Origin of the sequence: Herbaspirillum rubrisubalbicans (genome assembly GCF_003719195.1) — a bacterium.
GTDB classification, from domain to species: domain Bacteria; phylum Pseudomonadota; class Gammaproteobacteria; order Burkholderiales; family Burkholderiaceae_D; genus Herbaspirillum; species Herbaspirillum rubrisubalbicans.
On record NZ_CP024996.1, the window covers coordinates 5,429,877 to 5,448,035 of the forward strand.

At 61.9% G+C, this 18,159-nt stretch carries 14 protein-coding genes; 10 read left to right on the forward strand and 4 right to left on the reverse strand.

Annotated elements, in window-relative coordinates; genetic code table 11:
• Positions 1–17: 17 nt before the first annotated feature.
• From RC54_RS24130 to RC54_RS25840, 4 genes are all read left to right on the forward strand, one after another.
• Positions 18–965 (forward strand): cupin-like domain-containing protein, encoded by a 948-nt coding sequence (locus RC54_RS24130; RefSeq protein ID WP_061788580.1) that lies wholly within the window; start codon positions 18–20, stop codon positions 963–965.
• A gap of 308 nt (positions 966–1,273) precedes the next feature.
• Positions 1,274–2,200, forward strand: a complete 927-nt coding sequence (locus tag RC54_RS24135; RefSeq protein ID WP_244216412.1) for a DUF4123 domain-containing protein — start codon at positions 1,274–1,276, stop codon at positions 2,198–2,200.
• A 2-nt stretch (positions 2,201–2,202) separates the two neighbouring features.
• Positions 2,203–5,130, forward strand: a complete 2,928-nt coding sequence (locus RC54_RS25550; RefSeq protein WP_156481257.1) for a T6SS effector BTH_I2691 family protein — start codon at positions 2,203–2,205, stop codon at positions 5,128–5,130.
• 9 nt (positions 5,131–5,139) lie between these two features.
• A complete protein-coding gene (locus RC54_RS25840) occupies positions 5,140–5,895 on the forward strand; it encodes a putative type VI secretion system effector (RefSeq protein WP_244216413.1) in 756 nt (251 codons plus the stop codon).
• Between the two features lie 101 nt (positions 5,896–5,996).
• On the opposite strand, the gene gatB is transcribed toward RC54_RS25840, so the two are convergent.
• From gatB to gatC, 3 genes are all read right to left on the reverse strand, one after another.
• A complete protein-coding gene (gene gatB, locus RC54_RS24155; protein ID WP_061788583.1) occupies positions 5,997–7,457 on the reverse strand; it encodes an Asp-tRNA(Asn)/Glu-tRNA(Gln) amidotransferase subunit GatB in 1,461 nt (486 codons plus the stop codon).
• A gap of 52 nt (positions 7,458–7,509) precedes the next feature.
• On the reverse strand, positions 7,510–8,976 hold the full coding sequence (gene gatA / locus RC54_RS24160) for an Asp-tRNA(Asn)/Glu-tRNA(Gln) amidotransferase subunit GatA (RefSeq protein WP_058897321.1): 1,467 nt from the start codon (positions 8,974–8,976) through the stop codon (positions 7,510–7,512).
• Between the two features lie 72 nt (positions 8,977–9,048).
• Positions 9,049–9,351, reverse strand: coding sequence for an Asp-tRNA(Asn)/Glu-tRNA(Gln) amidotransferase subunit GatC (gene gatC / locus RC54_RS24165; RefSeq protein WP_017450101.1), 303 nt, complete (start codon positions 9,349–9,351; stop codon positions 9,049–9,051).
• Between the two features lie 360 nt (positions 9,352–9,711).
• Between gatC and RC54_RS24170 the strand changes: the two genes are divergently transcribed.
• From RC54_RS24170 to RC54_RS24195, 6 genes are all read left to right on the forward strand, one after another.
• Entirely contained in the window at positions 9,712–10,755 is a 1,044-nt protein-coding gene (locus RC54_RS24170; protein WP_006465688.1) for a rod shape-determining protein, read from the forward strand.
• Positions 10,756–11,039: 284 nt separating this feature from the next.
• Positions 11,040–12,131, forward strand: coding sequence for a rod shape-determining protein MreC (gene mreC / locus RC54_RS24175; protein ID WP_174526044.1), 1,092 nt, complete (start codon positions 11,040–11,042; stop codon positions 12,129–12,131).
• Positions 12,128–12,637 carry a rod shape-determining protein MreD gene (gene mreD / locus RC54_RS24180; protein ID WP_058897324.1) on the forward strand — a complete coding sequence of 170 codons (510 nt, stop codon included), beginning with the start codon at positions 12,128–12,130 and terminating at the stop codon, positions 12,635–12,637. The genes mreC and mreD overlap by 4 nt, the downstream gene beginning before the upstream one ends.
• 19 nt (positions 12,638–12,656) lie before the next feature.
• Positions 12,657–14,630 carry a penicillin-binding protein 2 gene (gene mrdA / locus RC54_RS24185; RefSeq protein ID WP_058897325.1) on the forward strand — a complete coding sequence of 658 codons (1,974 nt, stop codon included), beginning with the start codon at positions 12,657–12,659 and terminating at the stop codon, positions 14,628–14,630.
• A 106-nt stretch (positions 14,631–14,736) separates the two neighbouring features.
• On the forward strand, positions 14,737–15,846 hold the full coding sequence (gene rodA / locus RC54_RS24190) for a rod shape-determining protein RodA (RefSeq protein WP_058897326.1): 1,110 nt from the start codon (positions 14,737–14,739) through the stop codon (positions 15,844–15,846).
• 154 nt (positions 15,847–16,000) lie between these two features.
• Positions 16,001–17,230: a septal ring lytic transglycosylase RlpA family protein gene (locus RC54_RS24195; protein ID WP_373281428.1), complete on the forward strand. Its 1,230-nt coding sequence runs from the start codon at positions 16,001–16,003 to the stop codon at positions 17,228–17,230.
• On the opposite strand, the gene rsmI is transcribed toward RC54_RS24195, so the two are convergent.
• Complete coding sequence (gene rsmI, locus RC54_RS24200) at positions 17,231–18,154, reverse strand: 16S rRNA (cytidine(1402)-2'-O)-methyltransferase (RefSeq protein WP_058897328.1); 924 nt, start codon at positions 18,152–18,154, stop codon at positions 17,231–17,233.
• Positions 18,155–18,159: the final 5 nt, after the last annotated feature.

Sequence of the window (18,159 nt, forward strand, 5' to 3'; positions counted from 1 at the left end):
CCGCTACAATAGCCAGAATGAAACAGCCCAAGCCTTTTCTTTCACATGCCCCTGAACCCGCCCATTCTGCGGCACGTGCCTTGCCGCCGCGGCCCGACTTCATCGGGCTGAGCGCCGAGGAAGTCGCGGCGCGCAAAGCAGCGCGTGACCTGCGCGATGCCCAGGTGCGCGGCGTAGCGTCGGTGGCCGAGATGCGCCAGGCCATCCGCGAGGCCAGCGCCGTGTTGCCCACGGTGCGGGAAATCGTGCGCATCGGTCCGCAGAAGACCGCTGCCTTCCGTGAGCGGGCGCGGGCGGGCCTGCCTTTCATCATGACCGGCATGGCCAGCCGCTGGCCGCTGGCGGCGATGTCCATGGAAGACCTGCGCAAGCACTTCGGCCAACTGCCGGTGCGGGCGCGTGTGGGCGACTACATCAATACCGCCTTCGCACCGGACCGAGCCATGCAGGACATGACGCTGGTCGATTATCTGGAGCGGGCGATGGCCGATGAGAGCGGGCTTCCGCCCTATCTCGGCAATCTGGAATTGCGGGCCTTAAATGCGCTGTGCCACTGGCCCAACTTCTTCGAGAAGATGGGGCCGCCGCGCTTCTGGATCGGACCGGCCGGCTGCATCACACCGCTGCATTGCGACTATGACGACAATGTGTTCGCCCAGGTATGGGGAAACAAGCGCGTCTGGCTGGCGCCGCCGCATCATGACCAGTATCTGTATCCGAAAGAAGCCAACGCCATCCTGTTCGGCTCGCCCTTCGATCCCGACCATCCCGACCTGGAGCGCTACCCCTTGGCGCGCCAGGCGGCGCTGGTGTGCTGCGAAGTGCAGCCGGGGGAGATGCTGTATATCCCGGCGGGGTGGTATCACCAGGTCAGTTCATTGAGCTTCTCGCTGTCCAGCAATCGTTGGGCGCGGGGGCGGCCATTGGTGTTGGCTGCCGCAGAATCGGCAGGATCGAAATGTTGACGAGATAAACCTCGATTATTTTCTGGCTTCAGCTTCTTTTTCCTTCCGTTCCTCCTTCCGCAGATGTTGGCCGCGCATCATGTGCGGCTTTGCTGCGGCCTGATGCAGACACGCTTCTGCACCTGTTTTCGCTTCACCCAACAGTCCAGATCGCAGCGTCTTCCTGAAGACCTGACGACGAGGAAAACCGTGAAGTCCCAGCCTCAACCCGCGCTATCAGCCCGGTGGCTCGCTGCGCCGATACCAGCGACATCAAACGCATGGACCACGTGAGCCGACCAGCGCCAGCTGGTGCTGGCTCTGCTAATGTGCTGATCCAGAATCTGCACCGCCATTTCAGCACTCATTCGGAAAGTCGATGCCTGCTGCGGATTAATCCTGTGCTTCAGGATCCCTTCGACTCCAGTGAAGTGGACCAAGACAGGCGCGTGCGCTTTCCTGTCGCTCATGCCAACTTCGACCCGCTGCTGGGCCCCTATCTTGTGACGCTGGATCTGGCGCGCCGCCACGACTCCGATCTGCTGGAACGCAGCGTGGAATGGGCTTGGGCCGGCTGGACAATGGAGCAGCTACAAAGAATGCGTGGGCAGTCGGTATGCGGATGGATCACCTGCGCCGTCAGTGCCAACGATCTGGCCCGACATTGGGCTGCAAGCTGCTATCTCCACAGATGGAACGGACTGGACACCTTGCTGCGGTTTCATGATCCCGGGGTGCGCGAATGGCTTTGGCCCATGCTCGATGCGCAGCAACGCCACACCTTGCTTGGCCCGGCCCAGAGCATCTGGGCCATCGGGCGGCAACACAGCTTGCTGGTTCAGGAGCGTTCTCCAGAAGACCTGACTGCCATCGCAAGCGCGCCATCCATGATGCGCCTGCAACTCAGGGCCGACCAGTGGTCTGGCGTCAGTGACTTTGCCAACGTCCATGCCGCATGGCTGCAGCTGTGTTCGCAAGACAGTCTGTGGGCTGACCGGCTCGCCATGCAAGCCGGCTGGCCTCAGCGCACCTTCCACAGTCTGCAACATGCCAGCCGTTACGGTTTGCACGACGCCCGTTGCCGCACGCTGTTTGCCAAACACGCGCTGGAGATCGGCTCGGACTTTCATCTTGCTCCCTTGTTGTCCCCGGTATGGCTGAAAACGGCGGAGGGCGTGCCATATGGACGGGCTCTGGAAGACCTCATCCACGACCGCCCTGACTTGCTGGCAGGGATTTTTCGAAAGGGGCTTTGATCATGGCTTGTACCAATCCTCAGAATCCATCCTGCCCGAACTGCAACAAAAGCGGTCTGGCCATCCTGCCGGTACGCTATTGCGTGGTCCCCAAGGAGGTTGATGCATTTGTGCCCGCTCCGTTGGGTAACAAGGTCTTGACGGTCCCTCTGCGCAATCACAACTATGCGCTGCGCACCTTGAGACAGGGTTTCCTCTATCTCTTCCACGAGAAGCATCCCAGCGGTAGCCACATCAAATGGGAAGTCTATGCAGTCTCCGAGGCCGGCACGCTATGGAAGATGCCATCGGCGAGCGCCATCAGGCTGGTCAGCGAGGACCCCCAGTGTGCGCGCAATGGGCACAATCTCCCGGCATCGGTCATCACGATCGAAGAGCCGCAACACTGCAAGCGAGTCTGGCTGGCGTTTTCCGAGCATATATGGAGCGCGGAGACGCTGGCCGAGTTTGAGCGTGACGTCAAACTCCGTGACCGCCGGATGCAATGCTTGGAGCCGGCGACCTGGATAGCCGCCGGCGGCTATCGCCACGGGCTTGCCGCGAGCAAACGCAACATCGAGCAGATATTGGAGTATCGCCCGCGGTATGACGCTGGCACGCTCAACAGACGCGGTATGAGAAACATCAGCAAGCCGGCCAAGGATGGCAGCTATTTCAAGGAGGTACTCGCGCGGGAAAGCACCGTCCATATCTCCTATGCCCGTCCGGATCAAAGTGAGACCGTCGCCAGCCTGATGCAGCAGATCGGCAAACAGACAAAGGGAAAAGATCATCCGCCAATGATCATGGGGCTGTGGGATGCGGTAGGCATCGTGCATGAGCTCAATGGCTATCGCAATGACGTGGTCGGCTGGTCGGAGAAGTACATGGACGAGCTGGAGCAGCAGGTCTCGGCGATGATGACCATTGATGGCTTGCGGGAAGTGCTGGGGGAGCGCGCGGCTCAATTTCAGGAGGAGGTGCAGCAGGCACAGCCCATCAGGCAACCTGATACTGAGCCGATACGGGCCCGTGCCGCGACCCGTCCGACGCAGGAGCGGCAGAAGCTTGAGGAAATCTGCGACCTCATCGATGACTTGCGCATGAAGGACATTTCCCCCCGGGTCATTGATCCTGACCATCTGCTCCACCGCGTCAATCGACTACCTGAACCGCAGCGTAGCGAAGAACTGGCAAAGGCGCGCCTGAAGGCTGACGAACTGGTCCGTGCACGGGGAAGAGCGGGCCGCAAGAATGTTGCCTACGCGCGTGCCGGTGCCTGGAAAAAGTATGAAAGCCGGCTGGACAAGCCACTACTGGAAAAATTCAAGAAGAACTACCAGGCTTTTCAGGACGAGGTCGCTCGCATCGCCGAGGAGCGTACGGAAGACCTGGTGCTCTGGCTGGAATCGAAGAGTCTGCTGGACGCCTTTAGCGAGTTTCATGGAAAGAACGTCCATGACGGCATGGTGTTTGACGATCAGGTCGGCCGTGCGCTCTTTGGCGTGAACCACAGCCTGGTTGGCCAGCTCAAGATCGCCGCCTGGGTGGACGACATGCAGGCCACCGAAAACAATCTGATATGGCGGGCGATGGCGCTCAATCAGGTCGATGCGATGCGCGAACTCGATACCTACCTGAAAGAGGCCAGCGCCCACAACGACAAGCGGGTGCTGGCGTCCAGCCTTGGCTGGGACACCGTCTTTCAAAAGAGCCTGAAGTCGGTGGCCGACGTCTACAAGAAGGCCAACAGCCTCTACGTCGCTAACGACAAGGCGGCCTCCGCCAAAGGGTCGATGGCCTTCGATGTCGCACTCAAGGCGTATCCCACGCGGGGCATCGATCGTCAGATCATGACGACGGGCGACGCCATCATGCGGCGATTCCGGATCAACAGCGTGCTCGATTATGGGGGCGAGAAAATGATCCAGCACCTCTTGAGCATCCGGGCGCTGGTGGATCCGACAGACTCGCTGCAACTGATACGGGTGCAATCGAAGGAAGAAGGCATTGCGCGACAGCAGACCATGGAACGGCTGCGCACGGCCAGGACCTTCCTGCTGGAAGACAAGCCGGAGATGAGAACAGTGCAGGCAGAGAAGTTGCGTGCGGCCTGGGAAGGATTCAAGAACAGCGGGACGCACAGCAATGCCGTCAAGGACATCCGGTTGAACTTGCTGGTCATGTTCATTGAGGGCGGCAACTTTGCCAAGATGATGGGCGAAGTCCTGAAGAAGGGCGACAAGAAAAGCTGGCTGGCGCTGGCCGCTTCAGGCATGACGATTACCGCGGGACTGTGCGATATCACGGCGACGCTGGTGAAAGGGATTGCGCAGGATGCGGCAGGTGATTTTGACAAGGGCGCTTCGCTCTGGAGCTATCAGCGGTTGAAGTTGGCGGGGGGATTGTTGAGTGCGGGGGGATCGGCGATTGGGGCTTATTTGGACTATGAGCAGTATGTGAGCGCAAAGCATAGAGAGCACACGGCTTTAACTGGCTTATATGGTCTGAGATTAGCCGGAGGAGCGTCCAGCGCAATCATATCGGTAGCAACTGCCCTAACGTACTCAACTCCTTACATCCGTCATTTAACTACGAGGTCAGTTCTCATTCTTACGGCAAAGAAAGTGGGACAGAAAGAAATTCCGTTCCTTGTGGCAAGAGGCTTGCTGATGAGTATGGGAGCGGCGCTCTCAATCACTCTGTTCACGTTACAAGTTCTTATATGGATTTTCGACGAGGACGAGTTGCAAATATGGTGCTCCCTTTGCTCATTCGGAGAAAAACGCGACACCCGCGCTGGGTACGCGTCCAATAGGGAGCAAATGCTGGCTCTCAACAAGGCCCTGGTGGAGCTGGCGCTAGCACCTCCTGCAAAAGAAGAGAACTCCCAAAGAGCCTGGGGAGCACTTGAAGAACCCACATTGGAAGAGTTACGAATGTATTTTTGAAAGACAGAGATGACCGATTTTATAGACGTCCCCAACAGTAGCGATCTTCAGAAAGTGACAGGCCACATCCAAAATTTCAGGAAGTCACGCGAGACAGCCAATTTCTTCTTTACCGCACGCGATCAGAGCAACATGCGACTCGGAGCGATTCTGTCGGCCTTGATCGGCGACTCCGGGCAGGCGGCGACTCTATCGAACTACGCCTCGTCCATGGAGGACATGGGCGATTACGTTCAATTTGAACTGGACGGACGTTCCCTGGCCGGATGGCTCTGGGGCAGTCCCTTCAAGGAGGGCGACTATGTGGAAGCGGCCGTCAAAAAACAAGGCAGCCGTTACGAGCTGTTCGCCTTGTACAAACCTGAGGAACGAACTATTGCGCTCTATCCTCATTGCATCAAAGGGACCCGTGCGTACCTGCGTAGCGCCCTTAAACGGACCTTGCTTGTGAATGCTTTCTTCATCACCGTTCTTTGCATCTTGTTCCTGTTTGTTGGTAATCAGTCACTAGAGCAAGGAATCAAATTCGTTTCTTCAATGGGCGGTATATGGAGCTTCCTGCTCGCCATAGTGCTCACAACGGGAAGTTGCGTAGCAATGACCCGAAAGTGGATTCCCTTTGCCAAGTTGGCAGAAAAGATTTTTCGTGCGCTGGAGTTCCCGTCACCTTCCGACATCAATTTGTGGGAGTCCACCACACGGCTGACCGCACCGGATGAGGATTACGAAGATGAGGAAGACAACGGCCTCTATTTCAAATATTAAAACCGCCCCTCTTTCCAAGCACCCAATAGCAAACCCCACGCCCGTTGCCAGGCGTGGGGTTCATCCACCAATTTATTGCGCTACCAGGCAACGGGCGTGAATCAGCCCGCCAGCTTCTTGCGCAGCAGTTCAGTCAATTGCGCCGGATTGGCCTTGCCGCGCGTGGCCTTCATGGCCTGGCCGATCAGGGCGTTGATGGCCTGTTCCTTGCCGGCGCGGAATTCCGCCACCGATTTTTCATTGGCCGCCAGCACTTGGTCCACGATGGCTTCCAGCGCGCCACTATCGGAGATCTGCTTCAGGCCCTTGGCTTCGATGATGTCGTCGGCCAGCGAGTCCTTGTCGGACTTGGCTTCCCACATGCTCGCAAAGACTTCCTTGGCGATCTTGTTGGAGATGGTGCCATCGGCGATGCGCTTCAACAGCAGCGCCAATTGTGCAGCCTTCACGGGGGCATCGGCGATGTCGGTGTCTTCGCGATTGAGCGTGGAGGCAACGTCACCCATCAACCAGTTGGCGGCCGGCTTGGCTTGTTCCTTGCCGGCTGCAGCCACCACGGCTTCGAAGTAGGAGGCCATGCCCTTGGATTGGGTCAGCACCATGGCATCGTATTCCGGCAGCGCATAGTCGGCCACGAAACGTTCGCGCATGGCGGCAGGCAGCTCGGGCATGGTGGCCTTGACGCGTTCGATCCATTCCTGCGAGATGGCCAGCGGCGGCAGGTCGGGGTCGGGGAAGTAACGGTAATCCTGCGCGTCTTCCTTGCTGCGCATGGAGCGGGTTTCCTTCTTGTCCGGGTCGTAGAGGCGGGTTTCCTGCACCACGGTGCCGCCGTCTTCAATCAGCTCGATCTGGCGCCGCACTTCGTAGTTGATGGCTTCTTCCAGGAAGCGGAAGGAGTTCAGGTTCTTAATCTCGCAGCGGGTGCCGAATTTTTCCTGGCCGACCGGACGCACGGAGACGTTGGCGTCGCAGCGGAAGGAGCCTTCCTGCATGTTGCCATCGCAGATGCCCAGCCACATCACCAGCGAATGCAGGGCCTTGGCATAGCCCACGGCTTCGGCGGCGCTGCGCATCTCGGGTTCGGTGACGATTTCCAAGAGCGGCGTGCCGGCACGGTTGAGGTCGATGCCGGTCATGCCCTGGTAATCCTCGTGCAGGGACTTGCCGGCGTCTTCTTCGAGGTGGGCGCGGGTCAGGTTGATGGTCTTGATCTCGGTCTTGCCGTCCTTCTCTACCGCGAAGGACATGGTGCCGCCTTGCACCACGGGGATCTCGAACTGGCTGATCTGGTAGCCCTTGGGCAGGTCAGGATAGAAGTAATTCTTGCGCGCGAAGATGGAGCGCGGCGCGATGGTGGCGCCGATGGCCAGACCAAACTGGATCGCACGTTCCACTGCGCCCTTGTTCAAGACCGGCAACACGCCCGGCAAGGCCAGGTCCACCGGGCTGGCCTGGGTGTTGGGTTCGGCGCCGAAGCGGGTCGAGCTGCCGCTGAAAATCTTGGATTGGGTCGAAAGCTGCGTGTGCGTTTCGAGGCCGATGACGACTTCCCACTGCATGATGTTGTCCTTGCGAATGCTGTTGTTGGTGACGAGGGCTGGACTTGCAGGCTCAGGCCGGTTCGCGCAGGTGCCAGTCGGTGGCCTGCTGGAACTGGTGCGCCACGTTCAGGAGGCGCGCTTCGTCGAAATAATTGCCGATGATCTGCAGGCCGACCGGACGCTTGGCGTTCTTCTCGCCTTGTCCGAATCCGCAAGGAATGGACATGCCAGGCAGACCGGCCAGGCTGGTGGAGAGCGTGAAGATGTCGGCCAGGTAGTTGGCTACCGGATCGTCGGTCTTGTCGCCCAGGTCCCAGGCGACGGTGGGCGAGACCGGGCCCATGATGACGTCGCACTGGCGGTTCTCGCCGGCCAGGGCGCGCTGGAAGTCTTCGGCGATCAGGCGGCGGATCTTCTGGGCCTGCAGGTAGTAGGCGTCGTAGTAGCCATGCGAGAGCACGTAGGAACCGACCAGGATGCGGCGCTTGACCTCTTCGCCAAAGCCTTCGGCGCGCGACTTCTTGTACATGTCGTCCAGATTGCCGTAGGTGGCGGCGCGATGGCCGTAGCGCACGCCATCGAAGCGCGACAGATTGGACGAGGCTTCGGCCGGGGCGATCACGTAATACACGGGAATGGACAGTTCGGTCTTGGGCAGCGAAATGTCAACCAGGGTCGCGCCCAGCTTCTCGAACTCGGCCAGGGCGCCACGCACGGCGGCTTCCACGTCGGCGGCCAAGCCGGCGCCGAAGAATTCACGGGGCACGCCGATGCGCAGGCCTTGCAGGCTCTGGTTCAGCGAGCGGGTGAAATCTTCCTTGGGGCGTTGCAGGCTGGTGGAGTCGCGCTCATCGAAGCCGGTCATGGCGTTCAACAGCAGGCCACAATCTTCGGCGGTCTTGGCAATCGGGCCGCCCTGGTCCAGCGAGGAGGCGAAGGCGATCATGCCGTAGCGTGAGACACTGCCATAGGTGGGCTTGATGCCGGTCACGCCGCACAGCGAGGCTGGCTGGCGGATCGAGCCGCCGGTGTCGGTGGCGGTGGCCGCTGGCGCCAGGCGCGCGGCCACGGCAGCGGCCGAGCCGCCCGAGGAGCCGCCGGGGATGGCGGTCTTGTCCCAGGGATTCTTGACCGGGCCGTAGAAGGAGTTCTCGTTGCTGGAGCCCATGGCGAATTCGTCACAGTTGAGCTTGCCCAGGGTGACGGTTCCGGCTGCATTGAACTGTTCGACCACGGTTGCGTCGAAGGGGCTCACGTAGTCTTGCAGCATGTGCGAACCGGCCGTGGTACGCCAGTTGCGGGTCACGAAGATGTCCTTATGGGCAATGGGCACACCGGTCAGGGGGCCGGCATCATTGCCTGCCAGGCGGACATCGGCGGCCTGGGCTTGCGCCAGGGTCAAGGCGCGATCCACGTGCAGGAAGGCATTGAGATCGCTGGCCTCGATGCGGTCCAGGAACAGGGTCGCCAGTTCAGTGGCGGAAATCTTGCGCGCTTGCAGTTGCGCGGACAGTTCTTTGAGGGTGAGCTTGTGCATGGAATGGGTTACGCTGCGGTCTGGCGGGCCGGCTGGGCCGGATGCGGACGGGTTCTGGGCGTGGTGCCGGGCTTACTCGATCACCTTGGGGACCAGGTACAGGCCATCCTGGGTGGCCGGGGCCGGTTGCTGATAGTCCTCGCGGCGATTGGACTCGGTCACGACGTCCTCGCGCAGGCGCAGCGCCAGTGCCGGCTCGATGGCGGCGATCGGGTGCGACAGCGGTTCTACGCCGGAGGTATCGATGGCCTTCATCTGTTCCACCAGGGCGAAGATGCCATTGAGCTTCTCCAGCGTTTGCTCGGCCTGGGCCTCGGTGAGCTCCAGTCGGGATAGGTTGGCGATGCGTTTGACGTCGGAAAGGGCTAGTGACATGGTCGATAGGACGCGCCGGGCGCGCCGCGAGATGTTGAAATGGGAAGACCCGTGAGCCAAGGAGGCCGGAAACGGTTTTGCAGGGCCTCGGTACCCATGACGGGGTACCTGCAGGACAGGTCGACCTAGTCATGGCATGGTTCGCGCAAAAAACGGCAAACCCGCGCCAAATGGCGGCCGGAACGACTCGGGATGCGGATGTTTTTGGCAAACCGGCTTGCTGGTTTCTCGCAAATTATAAGGTAGAATGTCGGATTAATGCCTTGCTGGCGCCTGATTTTCGCGTCGCCGCAGCATGAACGGACACCCTCCCCCTATCAAAAAGCTAGGCGCCCCGTGGCGGGCGCATCAGGACAACTCATGTTTGGATTTCTCCGCAGTTACTTTTCGAACGATCTGGCGATCGACCTGGGCACCGCGAACACGCTGATCTACGCGCGCGGCCATGGCATCGTGCTGGACGAGCCGTCGGTGGTGGCGATCCGCCAGCAAGGCGGCCCCAACGGCAAGAAGACCATCCAGGCAGTCGGCAAGGAAGCAAAGCAGATGCTGGGCAAGGTGCCCGGCAACATCGAGGCGATCCGCCCGATGAAGGATGGCGTGATCGCCGACTTCACCGTCACCGAGCAGATGTTGAAGCAATTCATCCGCATGGTGCACGACTCCAAGCTGTTCCGTCCCTCCCCCCGTATCATCATCTGCGTACCCTGCGGCTCGACCCAGGTGGAACGCCGCGCCATTCGCGAATCCGCCCTGGGCGCCGGTGCTTCGCAGGTGTACCTGATCGAGGAACCGATGGCCGCTGCCATCGGCTCGGGCCTGCCGGTCTCGGACGCCACCGGCTCGATGGTGGTCGATATCGGCGGCGGCACCACCGAGGTGGGCATCATCTCGCTGGGCGGCATGGTCTACAAGGGTTCGGTGCGCGTGGGCGGTGACAAGTTCGACGAAGCCATCGTCAACTACATCCGCCGCAACTACGGCATGTTGATCGGCGAACAGACCGCCGAAGCGATCAAGAAGGAAATCGGCTCGGCCTTCCCCGGCTCGGAAGTCAAGGAAATGGAAGTCAAGGGCCGCAACCTGTCCGAAGGCATCCCGCGTTCCTTCACCATCTCCAGCAATGAAATCCTGGAAGCCCTGACCGATCCGCTCAACAACATCGTCTCGGCCGTGAAGAACGCGCTGGAACAGACCCCGCCGGAACTGGGCGCCGACATCGCCGAAAAGGGCATGATGTTGACCGGTGGTGGCGCGCTGCTGCGCGACCTGGACCGTCTGCTGATGGAAGAAACCGGCCTGCCGGTGATCGTGGCCGAAGACCCGCTGACCTGCGTGGTGCGCGGCTCGGGCATGGCACTGGACCGCATGGACAAGCTGGGTTCGATCTTCTCGGCCGAATAAGCCGGCCGACGCCGGCCCCCGTCCCACGGGACGGGATTGCAGTCAAGCATGAACCGGCAGCGATGTACTGCCGGATGAGCGGGGAACCGATACGTTCACTATGACGCAGTTCACACCGACCAGCCACCCGGGGCGCATCTCCTTTGCGCCTGGGGTCGGAGGTCGGCCGGAACCGGGTCCGAGGAACGCTTCGGCTCCCCTTTTTGTTACCGTTTTTGACGCAGGAAGTGAGTTCTCCGCCTGCAGACGGCTGCTTTTCGCGGCCCTGCTGGCGGCCTGACGCCATGGAAATCCCACCACTCTTCAAGCAGGGCGCCTCAGCCCGGGTGCGCGTGACCGTCTTCGCATTGATCTCGGTCGTCATGCTGGTGGTCGACGCCCGTATGCACGTGCTGGGCACGCTACGCCAGGCACTGGGCACGGCCCTCTATCCGTTCCAGACGGTGGCCATGGTGCCGCGCGACGCCTTCACCAATTCGGCCGACTATTTTTCTTCGATGGCTTCGCTGCAGAAGGAAAACCACCAACTGCGCCAGCAACAGATCGTCAATGCCCAGCTGATGCAGCAGGAGCGCCTGCTAGCGGCCGAAAACGCGCAATTGCGCAAGCTGCTGGACATGCAGCAGAAGGTGCCGGTCAAGTCCATCGTGGGCGAAATCCTGTATGACGCACGCGATCCCTTCACCCGCAAGATCATCCTCAACCGCGGCTCGCAGCAGGGCGTCATGCCCGGCCAGCCGGTCATTGACGATGTGGGCATCGTGGGCCAGGTGACACGGGTGTTTCCGTTCACCTCCGAAGTGACCTTGCTGACCGACAAGGACCAGGCCATCCCGGTCCAGGTACTACGCAACGGCTTGCGCAGCGTGGCCTATGGCCGCGGCCAGACCGGCGCGCTGGACCTGCGCTTCATGCCGGCCAACGCCGATATCCAGAAGGGTGACGTGCTGGTGACCTCGGGTATCGACGGCGTCTACCCGCCCGGCCTGTCGGTGGCCAGCGTGGTACTGGTGGAAACCCGTTCGGCCGACTCTTTCGCCCGTATCGTCTGCCGCCCGCTGGCCGGCATCGACCGCCATCGCCAGTTGCTGATCCTGCTGGTGGAACAGAACATGCCGCCGCGCCCGGAGCCGGACGTGGTCGATGAAAAGTCGGCCAAGCTCTTCAAGCGCCGCCTGCGTGACAGCACCCGCGACAACGGTGGCGAGGAGGCCAGTGCCTCCCAAAAAGACAAGCCGACGGAAGAGCGCAAGGGCGCAGCCGAGGTGGCACCGCCTGCGGCCAAGCCCGCAGCCGCTGCAACACCGGCAACCCCGACCAAACCGGCTGCACCGGCCGCTAGTACCAAGCCAGCCGCCAAGGAATCTGCACGATGAACAATCAAACCATCCTCCTGCCGGCCAGTCCGCTATTCATCGCCTTTAGCCTCATCGTGGCCTTCGTGCTGAACCTGATGCCCTGGGGGCAGATGGTGGGCGTGCCCGACTTCGTGGCGCTGGCGCTGGTGTTCTGGAACATCCACCAGCCGCGCAAGGTGGGCATCAGCGCAGCTTTCCTGATGGGCTTGCTGATGGATGTGAACGAATCCACGCTGCTGGGAGAGAATGCTCTGGCCTATACCCTGCTGTCGTATTTCGCCATCATGATCCACCGCCGCGTGCTGTGGTTCCCGCTGCGCACCCAGGCACTGCATGTGCTGCCGCTGATGTTGCTGGCGCAGGCGGTGCAACTGGTGATCCAGCTGTTGGTCACGGGCAAGTCGCCGGATTGGTTTTATTTCAGCGAGAGCGTGGTGTCGGCCCTGCTGTGGCCGGTGGTGAGCATCCTGTTGCTGGCGCCGCAGCGCCGCGCCGTGGATCGCGACGAAAACCGTCCCATCTGAGGGGCCAGGTGCAAGCAGCATGACCGAATTCAAGAATACCGCGCATGAGCTGAGGCTGTTTCGGATGCGCCTGTTGGCCGCCAGCGTCCTGGTGCTGGTGTGCTTCAGCCTGTTGCTGGCGCGTTTCTTGTGGCTGCAGGTGGTACGCCACGACGCTTACGCCGCCCAGGCCGAGGAAAACCGCATCTCGGTGGTGCCCATCGTACCCAACCGCGGCCTGATCATGGATCGCAATGGGGTGGTGCTGGCGCGCAACTATTCGGCCTATACGCTGGAAATCACGCCCTCCAAGATCAAGACCAACATCGATGACCTCATTGATGAGTTAAGCACCATCGTGGAAATCCAGCCGCGCGACCGCCGCCGCTTCCGCCGCCTGCAAGAAGAATCCAAGAACTTCGAAAGCGTACCCATCCGCACCCGCTTGACCGATGAGGAAGTGGCCAAGTTCACCGCTCAGCGCTACCGCTTCCCCGGCGTGGAAGTGCAGGCGCGCCTGTTCCGCCAGTATCCGTATGGCAAGACGGCGGCCCACGTGATCGGCTACATCGGTCGCATCAGCCAGCGCGATGCCGAGCGCATCGCCGACTCCGACGACGAAGCCAACTACAACGGCACCGACTACATCGGCAAGGAAGGCCTGGAAAAGAGCTACGAGACCCAGCTGCACGGAACCACCGGCTACGAGGAAGTGGAAATCTCGGCCAGCGGACGCGCCGTGCGCTCGCTCTCGCGCACCCCGGCTACACCCGGCAAGAACCTGATCCTGTCCATCGACATCGAGCTGCAGAAGGTGGTGGAAGAAGCCTTCGGCGACCAGAAGGGCGCGCTGGTGGCGATCAACCCGGCCACCGGCGACATCCTGGCCTATGTCTCGCAGCCCTCCTACGACCCCAACCTGTTCGTCGAAGGCATCGACCAGCAGAGCTGGGACGAGTTGAACAAGTCGCCCGACCGACCACTGCTGAACCGCCCGCTGTCGGGCCTGTATTCGCCCGGCTCGACCTACAAGCCCTTCATGGCGTTGGCCGCGCTGGAACTGGGCAAGCGTCGTCCGCAGGACGCCATCCGCGATCCGGGCTTCTTCGTGCTGGGCAACCACCGCTTCCGCGACGACAAGGAAGGCGGCCACGGCATTGTCGACATGTACCGCTCCATCGTAGTGTCCTGCGACACCTACTACTACATGCTGGCCAACGACATGGGAGTCAATGCCATCCATGACTTCATGAAGCCTTTTGGCTTCGGCCAGATCACCGGCATCGACCTGGAACATGAAAAGCGCGGCATCCTGCCCTCCACCGACTGGAAACGCACCGCCTTCCGCAAACCCGAACAGAAGCGCTGGATCGCCGGCGACACGGTGTCGCTGGGCATCGGCCAGGGCTACAACAGCTTCACCCCGCTACAACTCGCGCAGGCCACCGCCATCCTGGCCAACAATGGCGTGGTGATGAAGCCGCATCTGGTCAAGATCATCGAGGATGGCGTGACCCACGAGCGCACCGAGACCGTGCCCAAGGAAAGCTACCGCATCCCCTTGAAGCAGGAAAACATCGACTTCATCAAGCGCGCCATGGTGGGCGTGGTCAAGGAAGGTACCGGTGCGGCCGCCTTCCGGGGCGCACCGTATGAATCGGGCGGCAAGACCGGTACGGCGCAGGTGGTCAACATCGCCAAGAACCAGAAGTATGATTCCAAGAAACTCTCGCGCATCTTCCATGACAACGGCCTCTACATCGGCTTTGCCCCGGCGGATGCGCCGCGCATCGCCATTGCGGCGGTGGTCGAGAACGGTGGCTGGGGGGCCGGCGTGGCCGCGCCTCTGGTGCGCAAGGCCATGGACTACTTCATGCTGGGCAAGCGTCCCAACGAGCCGATCAAGTCGGTCGCACCCGAGGCGGTGAGCGCGGATACCCCGGTCGAAGGCCCCACCTCCGAGGAAGGCGGCAGCAGCAATACGCCGACCGTCCAGCCGGATGTGCAGGAATGAAGTCTTTTCCTGCACGGTACCCGGCACCTGATAGGAACCCTTGCGCCAGGGCCCGGCCCGGCGCCAAGCCAGACATCGCAACAAGCAGTACGCACGAGGAGCCGGCATGAGCCTGCAACGTCCGCCCCTGTGGCAAATCATCAAGCCGCACCTGACGGTGTTCGACGGCGCGCTGTCGCTGATCGTGTTCCTGATCGTGTCGGTCGGCATTGTCACGCTGTACTCCGCCGGCATGAACTTTCCGGGTCGGGTGGAAGACCAGCTGCGCAACATCCTGGTGGCCTTCGTCATCATGTGGATCGCCGCCAACGTCTCGCCGCAACTGCTGCTGCGGCTGGCGGTACCGGTCTATACGATAGGCGTGACGCTGTTGATTGCAGTGGCGCTGTTCGGCATCATCAAGAAGGGCTCGCGCCGCTGGCTCAACATCGGGATGGTGGTGCAACCCTCCGAGATCATGAAGATCGCCATGCCGCTGATGCTGGCCTGGTACTTCCAGAAACGGGAGGGCATGTTGCGCTGGGATGCCTTCCTGGTGGCGGCGGTCCTGCTGCTGATCCCGGGTTTCCTGATCATCCGCCAGCCTGACCTGGGCACGGGCCTGCTGGTGCTGGCCGCGGGCTTCTACGTGATCTTCTTTGCCGGTCTGCCATGGAAGATCCTGCTGGGCCTGGTGATTGCCGGGGCGGCCAGCTTGCCGGTGGTGTGGTCGTTCATGCACGATTACCAACGTCAGCGCGTCATGATGCTGATCGACCCCACCTCCGATCCGCTGGGCAAGGGCTTCCACATCATCCAGTCGACCATTGCCATCGGCTCGGGTGGGGTGACCGGCAAGGGCTGGCTGATGGGCACGCAGACCCACCTGGAATTCATCCCCGAACGTACCACCGACTTCATCTTCTCGGTCTATTCCGAGGAATTCGGGCTGATCGGCAATATCGTGCTGCTGATCCTGTACCTGCTCTTGATCGGCCGTGGCCTGATGATCACGGCCAATGCCCCATCGCTGTTTACGCGTCTCTTAGGCGGGGCCATCACCATGATCTTCTTCACCTATGCCTTCGTGAACATGGGCATGGTCAGCGGCATCCTCCCGGTGGTGGGCGTGCCCTTGCCCTTCATGAGCTATGGCGGCACCGCGCTGGTGACGCTGGGCCTGGGCGCCGGCATCCTGATGAGTATCCAGCGCCATCGCAAGCTGGTGCAGAGCTAGGGCCTATTCCGTCGGGCGATATGCAGGCCGCAGCTGAACTTGCGGCACTGACAAGTTGTCAGCCTCGTTGCGGCGCACTCTGGTATCGTTGCGAACATTCCGGCCGGGACAGGTCACCTGGCCCGGCGCATCGACTGTTGACCAAGGACAGGCTATGGGAACCATCTCTTACGAACATTTCCGCAGGGCCAGCTCTCGAGCGGGCCGGCCGCTGGCGCTGCCGATGCCGGCGGCACTGCGCTGGGGCAGCCTGGTGCTGCCACTGCTGCTGGCGGCCTGCGGCACCACCCAGCAATCGCCCTATCAGGGCGCCCAGGTGCCGGGCACACCGACCAAGTCCGCCAGCGCCCGGCCGTCGAATGTGCCGGCCCTGCCGGCCGCCGGATCGGGGCGGGGCGGCTACTACAAGGATGACGGCCCGGGTGACCATATTCCCGATGGCCTGTTGGACGTGGCCGATGCCGAACCGCAGGTGGAACCCATCTCCAAGGCCGCCAGCCGGCCCTATGCGGTGTTCGGCAAGACCTACGTGCCCATCACCGACAACAACCAGCCCTTCATCCAGCGCGGCATCGGTAGCTGGTATGGCAAGAAGTTCCACGGCCAGAAGACTTCCTCGGGCGAGCTCTACGATATGTACAAGATGACGGCCGCGCACCCCACGCTGCCCATCCCGTCCTATGCCCGGGTGACCAACCTGAAGACCGGCAAGCAAGTCATCGTGCGCATCAATGACCGCGGGCCCTTCCACTCCAACCGCATCATCGACCTTTCCTATACCGCCGCGCTCAAGCTGGGTTATCTCGGCACCGGCAGCAGCGAACTGGAAGTCGAACGCATACTGCCCGACGAAGCGCAGCGCATGGCCGATGCGCGCCGCAATGGCAGCAGCACCACCATGCTGGCGGCGGCCGATCCCATCAACCGCGCGGCCGACACCGGTGCTGGGGTGTCCACGGGCGCGGTGGAAATCAATCGGGTGAGTGCGCAAAATCTGCCGCCGCAACCCACCGTCGCGGCGGTGCAGCCGATCAACGCCAGTACCAGCAGTGCCGCAGGCGGCGCCGGCCTGGCCGGTGGCGGCGGCATCATCAATGCGGTGGCCAGCGGCACGGCACCCTCCCCAGCCATGCCGCAGGCAGTACCGTTGACGGCGGGCTATTACCTGCAGTTCGGCGCCTATTCCCAGGAAGCCAATGCCCTGGTGGCGCGCGACAAGCTCTTGCCCAGCCTCTCGGGCATTGTGGACAACATGCAGGCAGTGCAGGTCAACGGCCTCTATCGTCTCTACGCCGGGCCTTATCCGACCCGCCCGGAGGCGCAGAATGCCGCCATGCTGGTGCGCCAGCGCAGCGCCGGCACGCCTTTCATCGTCGAGCGCTGATCATTGGCTTGACGCCTGATCATCCTCTTGCGCGCCCTGCCTGATCTGCAGGGCGCGTTCATACAAGGCATTCTTCTTCTGGCCGGTGATCTGCGCGGCCAGGGCCGCAGCTTGCTTGACCGGCAACTCTTCCAGCAAGATGCGCAGCACGCGCTCACCCTCGGCATCTTCACCCTCGACCGGCTGCGCCCCCTCCAGCAAGACCACGAATTCACCGCGCTGGCGGTTGGCATCCTGTTCCAGCCAGGCTGGCGCTTCGCCCAGCGGGCAGCGGTGGATGTGCTCGAACAGCTTGGTCAGTTCGCGCGCCAGCACAACCTGGCGCGTGGGGCCGAACACCTGCAGCATCGATTGCACCGTCTCGACGATGCGGTGCGGAGCTTCATAGAACACCAGCGCGGCTTGCTGATCGACCAGCTCTTGCAGAGCGGTCTCGCGCTGGCGCGTCTTGGCCGGCAGGAAGCCGACGAAGAGGAAGCGTGCATCGGCCAGGCCCGAGGCCGACAAGGCCGTCACCGCCGCCGATGCCCCCGGCAGCGGAATGACCTGGAACCCTGCTGCGCGCACGGCGTCCACGACACGGGCGCCCGGATCGGAGACGGCGGGCGTACCGGCGTCGGAGACCAAGGCCACGCGCTGGCCGGCCTGCAGACGCTCGATGATCTTGGCGGCGGCTTCGCGCTCATTGTGTTCATGGGTGGCCAGCAACTGTTTGGACAGGCCATAGCGCTGCAGCAACTGGCTGGTATTGCGGGTATCCTCGCAGGCCACGGCATCGGCCAGGGCCAGCACGTGCAGGCCGCGCAGGCTGATGTCGCAGACATTCCCGATGGGCGTGGCCAGCACATATAATGCCGACACCGGATAGGTTTGCTGGGCGGCATCCTGCAGGATGGCGGCGGCGACGCTGGAATTCTGATTCATTGAAG